The sequence below is a fragment of the Pseudomonas sp. PA27(2017) genome (assembly GCF_001945445.1).
Classification (GTDB): domain Bacteria; phylum Pseudomonadota; class Gammaproteobacteria; order Pseudomonadales; family Pseudomonadaceae; genus Aquipseudomonas.
Map to the genome: position 1 here is coordinate 120,539 of NZ_MSXW01000046.1, position 12,565 is coordinate 133,103.

General features: G+C 62.8%; 9 protein-coding genes. 7 read left to right on the forward strand and 2 right to left on the reverse strand.

Going from position 1 to position 12,565, the window contains the following annotated elements; translation table 11 throughout:
* Window positions 1-108 precede the first annotated feature (108 nt).
* Together fadD1 and fadD2 are read right to left on the reverse strand one after the other, a co-directional pair.
* On the reverse strand, window positions 109-1,797 hold the full coding sequence (gene fadD1 / locus BVH06_RS18865; RefSeq protein WP_075932075.1) for a long-chain-fatty-acid--CoA ligase FadD1: 1,689 nt from the start codon (window positions 1,795-1,797) through the stop codon (window positions 109-111).
* Window positions 1,798-2,379: 582 nt separating this feature from the next.
* Entirely contained in the window at window positions 2,380-4,089 is a 1,710-nt protein-coding gene (gene fadD2, locus BVH06_RS18870) for a long-chain-fatty-acid--CoA ligase FadD2 (protein ID WP_075935097.1), read from the reverse strand.
* Between the two features lie 305 nt (window positions 4,090-4,394).
* Here fadD2 and BVH06_RS25125 point away from each other — a divergent pair, with 305 nt between their 5' ends.
* The 7 genes from BVH06_RS25125 (at window position 4,395) to codA (ending at window position 12,004) form a co-directional block, all read left to right on the forward strand.
* A complete protein-coding gene (locus BVH06_RS25125; protein WP_168172933.1) occupies window positions 4,395-5,687 on the forward strand; it encodes a class I SAM-dependent methyltransferase in 1,293 nt (430 codons plus the stop codon).
* Between the two features lie 245 nt (window positions 5,688-5,932).
* Window positions 5,933-6,895: an alpha/beta hydrolase gene (locus BVH06_RS18880; RefSeq protein WP_075932078.1), complete on the forward strand. Its 963-nt coding sequence runs from the start codon at window positions 5,933-5,935 to the stop codon at window positions 6,893-6,895.
* On the forward strand, window positions 6,892-7,362 hold the full coding sequence (locus tag BVH06_RS18885) for a MaoC family dehydratase (RefSeq protein WP_075932079.1): 471 nt from the start codon (window positions 6,892-6,894) through the stop codon (window positions 7,360-7,362). Before BVH06_RS18880 ends, BVH06_RS18885 begins: the two co-directional genes overlap by 4 nt.
* Before the next feature lie 181 nt (window positions 7,363-7,543).
* Window positions 7,544-8,050 carry a DUF1993 family protein gene (locus BVH06_RS18890; protein ID WP_075935098.1) on the forward strand — a complete coding sequence of 169 codons (507 nt, stop codon included), beginning with the start codon at window positions 7,544-7,546 and terminating at the stop codon, window positions 8,048-8,050.
* A 212-nt stretch (window positions 8,051-8,262) separates the two neighbouring features.
* On the forward strand, window positions 8,263-9,534 hold the full coding sequence (gene codB / locus BVH06_RS18895; protein WP_075935110.1) for a cytosine permease: 1,272 nt from the start codon (window positions 8,263-8,265) through the stop codon (window positions 9,532-9,534).
* Window positions 9,531-10,772 carry a PucR family transcriptional regulator gene (locus tag BVH06_RS18900; RefSeq protein ID WP_075935099.1) on the forward strand — a complete coding sequence of 414 codons (1,242 nt, stop codon included), beginning with the start codon at window positions 9,531-9,533 and terminating at the stop codon, window positions 10,770-10,772. Before codB ends, BVH06_RS18900 begins: the two co-directional genes overlap by 4 nt.
* The gene (codA, locus tag BVH06_RS18905; protein ID WP_075935100.1) at window positions 10,769-12,004 is read left to right on the forward strand and encodes a cytosine deaminase; all 1,236 of its coding nucleotides are present in this window, start codon (window positions 10,769-10,771) and stop codon (window positions 12,002-12,004) included. The genes BVH06_RS18900 and codA overlap by 4 nt, the downstream gene beginning before the upstream one ends.
* Window positions 12,005-12,565: the final 561 nt, after the last annotated feature.

Sequence of the window (12,565 nt, forward strand, 5' to 3'; positions counted from 1 at the left end):
AGATTTGGGTATCGCAGGGCTCGACCCAGGCCACGGGAGTCGGAAGTTTGCTCTCCACAACGCAAAAGGCCCTGCAAAGCAGGGCCCTTCTATGCGGCGTGACGGCGGTTACTTCTTGCCGAGCTTCTTGAGCTCTTCGTCGCGCAGTTCGCGGCGCAGGATCTTGCCGACGTTGGTGGTCGGCAGGCTCTCGCGGAACTCGACCTGCTTGGGTCGTTTGTAGCCGGTGAGGTTGTCATGCATGTGCTGCATGACCTGTTCCTTGGTCAGGGTCATGCCCGGCTTGACCACCACGAACACCTTGATCGACTCGCCCGAGCGCTCGTCCGGCACGCCGATGGCCGCGCACTGCAGCACGCCCGGCAGGGTCACCAGCACTTCTTCCAGCTCGTTCGGGTAGACGTTGAAGCCGGACACCAGAATCATGTCCTTCTTGCGGTCGACGATGCGAATGTAGCCGTCGGGCTGGATGATGCCGATGTCACCCGTCTTGAACCAGCCGTTGGCATCGATCACTTCGTCGGTGGCCTCCTGGCGCTGCCAGTAGCCCTTCATCACCTGCGGGCCCTTGATGCACAGCTCGCCGGTTTCGCCCATTGCCAGGTCATTGCCTTGGTCGTCGATGACCTTGAACTGGGTCGACGGTGCGGGAATGCCGATGGTGCCCATCTGGTTGCAGGTGACCGGGTTGACCGACGCCACCGGGCTGGTTTCGGTCAGGCCGTAACCTTCGCAGATGGCGCAGCCGGTGACTTGCTTCCAGCGCTCGGCGGCCGCCTGCTGCAGCGCCATACCGCCGGACAGGGTGACTTTGAGCTTGGAGAAGTCGAGCTTCTGGAACCCTTCGTTGTTGCTCAGCGCCACGAACAGCGTGTTGAGACCGACGAAACCGCTGAACTGGAACTTGGCCAGGTCCTTGACCATGGTCGGCAGGTCACGCGGGTTGGTGATCAGGATGTTGTGGTTGCCGCAATGCATCATCGCCATGCAGTGAAAGGTGAAGGCGTAGATGTGGTAGAGCGGCAGCGGCGCGACGATGATCTCGCAGCCCTCGCCCAGGTTCGAGCCCATCAGCTCGCGGCACTGCAGCATGTTGGCGATCAGGTTGCGGTGCGTGAGCATGGCGCCCTTGGCCACGCCAGTGGTGCCACCGGTGTACTGCAGCACGGCGACGTCCTGGGAGGCGGGGCTGGCTTCGCTGACCGCCTTGCCGCGGCCCTGGCCCAGGGCGTCGGTGAACTTGACGGAGCCCGGCAGGTTGTAGGCCGGCACCATCTTCTTCACGTACTTGACTACGGCGTTGACTAGCAGGCGCTTGAGCGGCGGCAGCATGTCGCCGACTTCGGTGACGATCACCGTCTTCACGCCCGTCTTGGGCACCACCTGCTCGGCCAGGTGCGCCATGTTGGCCAGGCACACCAGCGCCTTGGCGCCGGAATCGTTGAACTGGTGTTCCATTTCCCGCGCGGTGTACAGCGGGTTGGTGTTGACCACCACCAGGCCGGCACGCATCGCGCCGAATACCGCCACCGGGTACTGCAGAACGTTGGGCAGTTGCACGGCGATGCGGTCGCCGGGCTTGAGATCGGTGTGCTGCTGCAGGTACGCAGCGAAGTGACCGGACAGCTCGTACAGCTGGCCGTAGGTAATCGTCTTGCCCAGATTGGTGAAAGCGGGCTTGTCGGCATAACGCTGGCAGGACTGCTTCAGCACCGCCTGAACGTTGGGGTACTGGTCGGGATCGATCTCGGCCGCGACCCCCTCGGGATACTTGTCCGTCCAGAAGTTTTCGGTCATGGACACCCACTCCTAAGCAACAGCTTGTCGTCACCGCCGAGGCGGTTGTTTGTTGTATGTATGCCTGGCTGTTCGCCCCTGTGGGGCGCAAAGCGGGCCGAGATTAGCAGAGTTGCCGGATACCGACCAGAGCCATAAAAGGCCGATCGGTATCAGAAATGACCACATCAAAAAAATTGGTCACGAGGCAGTTGCGTGTAAAACCGGCTGACAGAGATTGCCAATCGGCAGGCAATGCCCATGATAGACGCCTGCGGCCTTTTTTGCCGGGCCCGATCGGCAATTGGAGAAGGTGATGCTAGCCGGCGCCTGGCGACGCCGGTACGCGCTTGCAGCCTGGGTCGAGCAAAGCGACACCCGGGAAACAGCTCTAAGAAACTGTCCAAAGTCTTTTATGCGCATGAAGGCAACTACGAGGCAAAAAGCGGACATCGTTGCTTTACCTATGGGAACGGGCGGCAAAAGCATGCTGCAAGCAAGTCACGGCGTACTGCCTTCGGCAAGTACGCCAGACGGTAAGTGCAAATACGCGCACGTTCAAAGACGTGATGCAGAGCCCTTGGCGCCGAATCACGCCGCGAGCTAGGCTTTGCCAGCCGCCTTCAACGCTTCGTCGCGCAGTTCGCGGCGCAGAATCTTGCCGACGTTGGTCATGGGCAGCGACTCCCTGAACACGATCTGCCTCGGCACCTTGTAAGCGGTGAAGTTTTCCTTGCAGTAGGCCTTGAGTTCCTCGACGGTGAGGCTGTCGTCGCGCTTGACCACGAACAACTTGACCGCCTCCCCGGACTTCTCGTCCGGCACGCCGATGGCCGCGCAGCTGGCCACCTTGCCGTGGGCCATCACCACGTCCTCGATCTCGTTGGGGTACACGTTGAAGCCGGAGACGATGATCATGTCCTTCTTGCGGTCGACGATGCGCACGAAGCCCTCCTCATCGATCACCGCGATATCGCCGGATTTGAACCAGCCTTCGGCATCCAGCACTTCAGCGGTGGCTTCCGGGCGATTCCAGTAGCCCTTCATCACCTGTGGGCCCTTGATGCACAGCTCGCCCCGCTCGCCCAGCGGCAGCTCGTTGCCGTCATCATCGATGACCTTGAACGCCGTGCCCGGCACCGGAACGCCGACGGTGCCCAGGCGAGCCAGGTCGCCACTGGGGTTGGCGCTGGCGATCGGCGAGGTTTCGGTCAGCCCGTAGCCCTCCACCACCGTACAGCCGGTCAGTTGCTTCCAGCGCTCGGCAGTGGCCTTGACCAGCGCCGTGCCGCCCGAATTGGTGACCTTGAGGTGGCTGAAATCGAGCTTGGCGAAATCCGGGTGATCCATCAGCGCCACGAACAGGGTGTTGAGTCCCAGCAGCGCGGAAAACTCCCATTTGCCCAGTTCCTTGACGAAACCAGGAATGTCCCGCGGGTTGGTGATCAGCACGTTGTGGTTGCCGTTGACCATCATGCACATGCAATTCATGGTGAAGGCGTAGATGTGGTACAGCGGCAGCGGCGCGATCATCACCTCCTGGCCGCGCTTCATCAGCGGCGTGCCATCGGGGCCGTGCTGCGACATGCAGGCATTGGCCTGCAGCATGTTGGCGATCAGGTTGGCATGGGTGAGCATGGTGCCCTTGGCCACGCCCGTGGTGCCACCGGTGTACTGCAACACGGCGATGTCGCCTTGCGATGCGCTGACCGGCCGCACGTCGAGCCGCGCACCGTCGGCCAAGACCTGCTTGAACGACATCGCCTGGGGCAGATGGTAGGCAGGTACCATCTTCTTGACCTTCTTGACCACCGTGTTGACCAGCCAGCCCTTGAGCGTGGGCAACAGATCGCCCATGCGCGCCTCGATCAGGTACTCGATCTCGCTGTCGGGCAACACCTCCTGCACCAGCTTGCCAAACATGTTCAGGTACACCAAAGCGCGTACGCTGGCGTCCTTGAACTGGTGGCGCATCTCGCGGGCGGTGTACAGCGGGTTGGTGTTGACCACGATCAGCCCGGCGCGCATCGCTCCGAACACGGCGATCGGGTACTGCAGCAGGTTGGGCATCTGCACGGCGATGCGGTCGCCGGGTTGCAGATCGGTGTGCTGCTGAAGGTAGGCGGCAAAGGCGGCGGACAGCCTGTCCAACTCACCGTAGGTCAGGGTTCTGCCCAGATTGCTGAAGGCGGGACGGTCGGTGAACGTCTTGCAGGAGCGTTCGAACACCTCGACCACCGACTGATAGGCGTCCATGTCGATGTCGCTGGCCACGCCGGGGGCACGTTTATCGTTCCAGAAATCGGGCTGCATTGTTGTTATCCCTTGTTTTCCGAAGATGCATGATGTCACCGGAAGAACTTAGCAGCCGGCCACGGCCCGGCAAAGCCACAATCAATACCGTGAATTTCAGTACGTGCGAATGCCCTGGCAAGGCCCATGACAGGCCGGATATCTGGGGGCTCGACGCTGGGTGTGCGGGAACCGACAGGCCAAGACACACCACTCAACCCGTGGCGCCCGACTCTTTGAACGCCTGCCGTCAGCAGAGCGCGCCGCCCCTGCGTCTTATCGTTCCGGTCGCCAGACCGCCCCGGCCAGCCCGCGAGGACAGCCCCATGCAACCTGTTGCACCCGCCTCAAGATCCGCACAGTTTTCGCAGATTCAAGCCGACTCCAATACCGCATCCGCCGCCCCGGGTAGTGCCGCTGGAGGCAGGGCCGCCTCGCTACCGGAATTCATCCGTATCGGTGACATGGTCGTCGGCCTTGGCAGACTCAATACCAGTCTGTCCAGCGCCCAAAAGGAGCTACTTGATGCGGTATTACGAGCCGGCCCCGAGACCTTCCGCCAAGAGCTTCAAAGCGACTCGACCCCGGGTGTACACGCTCGCACCGTAGCGACGAAAGATCTGTTTCCCACTGACGCTCCAGCCCGGGATCTACCGCCGAAACTTCGCGCGTCCTTTGAGCTTCATGCTTCCCCAGGCACGCCATCCACCTCGTTGGCGCGACTGCAGATCACCGACCTGAAAAGTAACAACCTCTATTGTAATGCGGGCTTCGAGCCGGTGGCGGCAGCCGGGCAAAGGGCATCTTCCCCATCGGACAATGCCTTACCCGCGACGACCTCGGCGCGACAGCCGAACAGCGATGATACGAGCAAGCGCACGCACCTGATCAGTTCACTTCTAAGCTGCTTCGTGGGCAAGGCCGAACCATCGAACGATCAGCCAATGCGCTCGCTGCCGGCCTCGACCAATGCGCCCACGGCCACCAGCCGCTCGTCTGCAAGCGTTGTTCAAGCAACGCGGCACTTCACAACACCAACCCCTGGCATGAACTTTTTCACCAACCGTATCGGGGAACAGTATTTCGCTCAATCAGTGCCCAGGGTGGCTGTAGATCTGGGGGCGGGCGGCGGGCGCGACACACGTTACCTTGCCGGGAAAAACTGTCGAGTAAACGCGGTCGATCCCGATCCCCAGATGGAAGGCGCGTTAGCTGCCGAAGCAGGGCCTCGGTTGCGAACCATCACCAGCACGCTGCGAGGGGCAGCCTTCGAGAACGACTCGATTGACCTGATCAACGCGCAACGCGTCCTGCCCTTCATTCACGGGGAGGATCTGAAGGCCGACCTGCGCGAAAGCTTCCGTATTCTCAAACCGGGCGGCCATTTGAACGCCTCGTTTTTCGAGACCGGTCACTCTTGGAACAAGCAGAACAATCCCAAGATCCACTTCGACTCGGAGGCCACGGTTCGCTCGCTTTTGCGCGATGCAGGCTTCGAGATGGGGCCTGATGATTGCCATGTCAACAATGTCAGGAACCACAAGTCTGCCAGCGGGAAGATCGTGGAGAACTGGAAGGAAATCTGGGTCGTCGCGACCAAGCCGCAAGCGTCGTCCTGATGCGCCTCATCGACTCGGAACCTAGGCGGCGGACCTTGATTCCGGCCTCAGGTCTTCATGCGCCAGCCAGGCCTGGGCTGACTGGCGAGCAGAAAGCACCGCCGGACGATCAATGTGACGAGGCGAGAACGAACAGGGCATTACGCCCACCAGTGCCGATCTTGCGCAGCGACACTGAAGGCGGGCTGTAAAAGCCACAGACCTGCTTCTACAATGGTGCATTGGCTCAGCCCAAGGATCTCGCCATGCAGCACGACAGTCTGTGGCTCAATGGCAATGACGCCTCACCGTTTTTCGTCAATTGCTGGTCACCCGACAAGGAACCCAAAGCGGTTGTCATGCTCGCTCACGGCATGGCCGAGCACAGCGGCCGCTATGCGCGCCTGGGCGCTGCATTGGTCGCTGCAGGCCATGCGCTCTACGCGCTTGACCACCGCGGCCATGGGCAGACGGCGCAGCACGGCCTGTTCGGCCATTTCGCCGACGAAAACGGCTGGAGCCATGTGGTCGGCGACCTCTCCACGCTCAACCATCACATTCGCCACCAGTGGCCGCAGACGCCGATCATCCTGCTCGGCCACAGCATGGGCAGCTTCATCGCCACCGCCTACCTGATGCACCACAGCAGCAGCGTGCAGGGCGCCATTCTCAGCGGCTCCAACCACGGCAAGCTGGGCACCTATCGGGCTGCGGCGCTGGTCGCCCGCTTCGAGCGCTGGCGCCAGGGTGCGACCGGACGCAGCGCGCTGCTCCACCGGCTGTCGTTCGGTTCTTTCAACCAGGCCTTTGCACCTGCGCGCACGCCGTTCGACTGGCTCAGCCGTGACAACGACGAAGTCGATCGTTACATTGCCGACCCCCTGTGCGGTTTTCGCTGCACCAATGGGCTGTGGCTCGACCTGCTGGATGGCCTGCAGCGCATAACCCCGCGCGCATCGCTGAAACAGATCGCCCCGCAGTTGCCGATCCTGATCATCGGTGGCGATCAGGACCCGGTCAGCCGAGGCGGCGGCCTGCAACGCCTGGCCGATGCCTTGAGGCAAGCCGGACACAACCGCACCACATTGAAATGCTATTCACAGGCCCGCCACGAACTGCTCAACGAAACGAACCGTGACGAGGTCACCCAAGACCTGATCGACTGGCTGGAACAGACGCTCGCACAGCCCCAGCAGCGACCATTACATCCTCAGGAACCCAACCCATGACGCAAAGCAGCAACACGCCTTACGAAGCCCTCGAAGTCGGCCAGACCGCCAGCTATAGCAAGACCGTTGAAGAACGCGACATCCTGCTGTTCGCCGCAGTTTCCGGTGACCACAACCCGGTGCATCTGGACGCCGAATACGCCGCCACCACCATGTTCAAGGAGCGCATCGCCCATGGCATGTTCAGCGGCGCGTTGATCAGTGCGGCAGTGGCCTGCACCCTGCCCGGCCCCGGCACCATCTACGTGGGCCAGCAGATGAGTTTCCAGAAACCGGTGAAACTGGGCGACACCCTGACCGTACGCCTGGAAATCCTCGAGAAGCTGCCGAAATTCCGCGTGCGTATCGCCACCCGCGTGTTCAACCAGCACGACGAATTGGTGGTCGACGGCGAAGCTGAAATCATCGCGCCACGCAAAGCCGTTACCGTCGAGCTGGCCACTCTGCCGCCGATCAGCATCGGCTGACAGGCTGATGAAAAACTACCTGCGTTGCCATCACTGCGTTAAAAACAGGCTCAAAATGCTCATGTACTACTCGTACACTCCGCTTTCTCGCCTGTTTTTGCCTTGCGCTGGCGGCCTCGCCTACGTTTTTCAATCGCCTGTTCGTTTCATATCCTAAGGTTTACTGCTTTCTGGAGCCTCCATGCCTCTTTCCATGCATTCCATTTCCATCCCGGTGTTCACCCGCCAGCTGACCAACCTGTCGACCATCCTCGGCATCGCTGCCGCCAACGCCGAAGCCCGCAAGATCGAGCAGAGCGTGCTGCTCGCCTCGCGTCTGGCTCCGGACATGTTCCCGCTCAGCCGCCAGGTGCAGATCGCCTGTGACACCGTCAAGGCCGGTGCAGCCCTGCTGGCCGGCGTCGAAGCGCCGAGCCATGCCGATGACGAAATCAGCTTCGCCGAGCTACAGGCACGTATCGCCAAGACCCTTGAATTCGTCCAGGGCATCAGCGCCGCACAGCTCGACGGCAGCGAAGACCGCACCGTGACGCTCAAGCGCCGTGACAAGGAAACCCACTTCCAGGGCCAGGCCTTCCTGCTCGATCATGTGCTGCCCAACCTGTATTTCCACATCACCACCACCTACGCCATCCTGCGCCACAACGGGGTGGAACTGGGCAAGCGCGACTTCCTCGGCACCCGCTGAGAACGTTCGTGACCTCTTGGTGCGTGCCCGCCCGGCAGCGCACCAAGACAGGTCAGCCATGGTGACAACTCACAAAGAAATCGCATCTATTCGCTGAAAATCCACGCCTGATTGTGCACTTCGCACAACCGATACTGTACGCGCCACCCAAACGATAGGTTGGCACGTCGCCTGCTATAGCCATGGCTTCCCTCACCCTGTGGAGCCAGGCCATGACCCACCCCACCACCGACAGCGACTACCCTTTGAGCGAAGTGCCGGCAGGCGCCCGCAAGGGGCTGTTCTCCACGTCGATCATGCTGTTCTCCTTTACCTTCTTCACCGCCACCATGTTCGCCGGCGGCAAGATCGGCATGGCCTTCGACTTCACTACGCTGATCTGGGCCGCGGTGATCGGCAACCTGCTGCTCGGTGCCTATGCCGCGATCCTCGGCCTGATCGCCTGTCGCAGCGGCCTCAATTCGGTATTGATGGGCCGCTTCTGCTTTGGCGAGGCCGGCAGCAAACTCTCCGACGTGCTGCTCGGTTTCACCCAGATCGGCTGGTACGCCTGGGGCACCGCCACGGTAGCCATCGTGCTGGTGAAAATTCTCGGCCTGCCGCAAGGCCTGACCATTCCCCTGATGGTGCTGTTCGGCTTCGCCTTCTGCATCACCGCGTTCATCGGCTACAAGGGGCTGGACATCCTGTCGCGCATTTCCGTGCCGGCGATGCTCGCCCTGCTGGTCTGCTCGCTGTGGATCGCCACCGACGACATCGGCGGCCTGAGCGCGCTGATGGCCATCGAGCCGACCCAGAGCATGACCCTGAGCGTGGCCATCACCATGGTCTTCGGCACCTTCGTCAGCGGCGCGACGCAAGCCACCAACTGGACGCGCTTCGCCCGCACCGGACGCATCGCGGTGATCGCCAGCATGGTCGGTTTCTTTCTTGGCAACGGCCTGATGATCGTCGCCGGGGCTTACGGCGCCATCGTCTACCAGCAGCCGGACATCGTCGAAGTACTGGTGCTGCAGGGTCTGTCCATGGCCGCGGTGGTGATGCTGTTCCTCAACCTGTGGACGACCCAGGACAACACCATCTACAACTTCGCCGCCGCCGGCTGCAACCTGCTGCGCACCGGCCGGCGCAAGACGGTGACCGTGGTCGGCGCCGGCATCGGCACGCTGCTGGCCATCGGCGGTATGTACGAGATGCTGATTCCGTTCCTGATCCTGCTCGGCTCGATCATCCCGCCGATCGGTGGTGTGATCATGGCCGACTATTTCTACGGCCATAAGAGCCGCTACCCGCTGCTCGCCGAGGCGCGCATCCCCGCCTTCAACTGGGTCGGCCTGGGCGCTTACGGCGTCGGTGCGCTGTGCGCCTACTTCTCGCCCTGGGTCGCGCCGCTGGTGGGCATTGCCGTCGCCGCGCTGGTGTACATCGCCCTGTTCGAAGCGAAGAAGCTCTTCGCCGCCGGCGACGTGGTCGCCCGCGCATGAGCCTGAGCGTCGCCGATGTTCTGGTCCTGCCCGGCCTGCACGAGCTGCGCCTGCGCGCTGGTCGGGCAGCGCTAGGCAATCCGGTGCGCTGGCCCTACGTGGCCGAGAACGAGGACATCGCCGCCTGGGTGATGGGCGGAGAGCTGGTGTTCGTCACCGGCATCAACCACCCGCGCGACGAAGCCAACCTGCTGCTTCTGGTGCGCCAGGCAGTCGAGCGGGCCACCGCCGGGCTGGTTATTCTCACCGGCGCCGAATACATCCAGGCGATTCCGCCGGCGGTGATCGCCGAGGCTGAGCGCCTGGGCCTGCCGCTGCTGGAGCAGCCCTACGGGCTGAAGATGGTTGTGGTCACCCAGGCCATCGGCACCGCGCTGGTGCAGCAGCAGATGCTCGGTAGCTCGCGCCAGCACGTGCTGGAGCAACTGCTGGAAGGCGATTACCAGTCCCTCGACGTGCTGCTGCAACGTGCTGCCAGCCTCGACCTGCCGCTGGGCGTGCCGCGTCAGGTCGCCCTGTTGCGCCTGCAGAACAGCGAGCAGCTGTTCGACGGCGAGGCAGCGGCCAGCGGCGAACGCCTGCTGCGCGACAACCGCCAATGCCTGCAGCAGTACCTCGAGCAATGTCTGCAACAGTTGGGCGCAGCCCTGCCGCTGATCAACCAGGGCGAGCACTGGATCGCCCTGCTGCCCTGCACCGGTAGCCACGACGAGCAGCGCAACCGTCGGACATTGATGGACTTACTCGGCGAGCTCGACGAACGTCTGCAACCGCAGCGCCTGTTTATCGGCCTGAGTAGCGGCAATCACCACCCCGAACATTTCGCTAGGGCGCTCGGCCAGGCCCGCCAGGCGCTGGTCGCCGCCCAGGCCTTTCCAGAACGCCTGGGGTTGTGCAGCTTCAACGAACTGGGGGTGATCGAACTGCTCGCCGCGATCCGCGACCGCAGCCTGCTCGAGCGCTTCGTCGAGCGCACCCTGGGCCCGCTGATCGGCGATGATTCACGCCACGAACCGGTGCTGATGCCCACCCTGGAAGCCTGGTTCTTCGAGAACGCCAACCTGGCCCTGGCCGCGCAACGCCTGGGCGTACACCGCAACACCCTGAGCTACCGTGTACAACGTATCGAAGCGCTGACCGGCTGCTCGTTCGATGACCCTCACGACCGGCTGAACATCAGCATCGCCCTGCTGATCCGTCGCCTGTCGTCTCATAGCCTGCCAAGGAGTACCCCATGAACATCGTCAACGCCCGCCTGCGTGGCCGCGAAGGTCTTTTCCAGATCGCACTGGACGGCTCGCAGATTGCCGCCATCACCGCACAATCCGCAGAGGTCAGCGCCAGCGAAGGCGATCTCGACGCCGCCAATAACCTGGTGGTCGCGCCCTTCGTCGAGCCACACATTCACCTCGATGCCACCCTGACCGCCGGCGAGCCGAACTGGAACATGAGCGGCACGCTGTTCGAGGGCATCGAGCGCTGGGCCGAGCGCAAGGCGCTGGTCACCCACGAAGACACCAAGACCCGCGCCAAGAAGACCATCGACATGCTGGTCGACCATGGCATCCAGCACGTGCGCACCCATGTCGACGTCACCGACCCGACCCTGGCCGCCCTCAAGGCGATGCTCGAAGTACGCGAGGAAACCCGCCACCTGATCGACCTGCAGATCGTCGCCTTTCCCCAGGAGGGCATCGAGTCCTACGCGGGTGGCCGTGCGCTGATGGAACAGGCGGTGGAACTGGGCGCCGACGTGGTGGGCGGCATTCCACATTTCGAGAACACCCGCGACCAGGGCGTGTCGTCGATCAAGTTCTTGATGGACCTGGCCGAACGCACCGGCTGCCTGGTGGACGTGCACTGCGACGAGACCGACGATCCGCAATCGCGCTTTCTCGAAGTGCTGGCCGAAGAGGCCCGGGTGCGCGGCATGGGCGCGCGGGTCACCGCCAGCCATACGGTGGCCATGGGCTCCTACGATAACGCCTACTGCTCCAAGCTGTTTCGCCTGCTGAAAATGAGCGGCATCAACTTCGTTTCCTGCCCCACCGAGAGCATTCACCTGCAGGGACGCTTCGACAGCTACCCGAAACGCCGCGGCCTGACCCGCGTGGCGGAGATCGATCACGCCGGCATGAACGTCTGCTTCGGCCAGGATTCCATCGTCGATCCCTGGTACCCGCTGGGCAACGGCAACATCCTGCGCATTCTCGAGGCCGGCCTGCACATCTGCCACATGCTCGGTTACGAAGACCTCAAACGCAGCCTCGACCTGATCACCGACAACAGCGCCCGCACCCTGCACCTCGGTGAGCGCTATGGTCTAGAGGTGGGTCGCCCCGCCAACCTGCTGATTCTTTCGGCGCCCGACGATTACGAGATGATCCGCACCCAGGGCCATGCGCTGGTTTCGGTGCGTCATGGTGAAGTGCTGATGCGCCGCACTCCGGCGAGCGTGCAGCGCGGCTGAGCCGACTGCACCGGCAAATGGCTGCTCAGGCGTAGGAGCCCCGAGCCGGGGCGAATTCGAGGGTGGCCTTGCGGCAAAACCGCCGTCGTACCCACGATTCGCCGCGGGTCGCGGCTCCTACAATAATCGCAGGCAACCGCCTGTCTGTGTGGGAGCGCCGACCCGGCGCGAAATGATTGCGGCCTTGCTGCAAAACCGGTGTCGTACACAGGATTCGCCGCGGGTCGCGGCTCCTACAATAATCGCAGGCAGCCCACTGTCTGTGTGGGAGCGCCGACCCGGCGCGAAATGATTGCGGCCTTGCTGCAAAACCGGCGTCGTACCCACGCTTCGCCGCGGGTCGCGGCTCCTACAATAATCGCAGGCAGCCCACTGTCTGTGTGGGAGCGCCGAGCCGGGGCGACTTCGAGGGTGGCCTTGCTGCAAAACCGGCGTCGTACCCACGATTCGCCGCGGGTCGCGGCTCCTACAATAATCGCAGGCAGCCCACTGTCTGTGTGGGAGCGCCGACCCGGCGCGAAATGATTGCGGCCTTGCTGCAAAACCGGCGTCGTACCCACG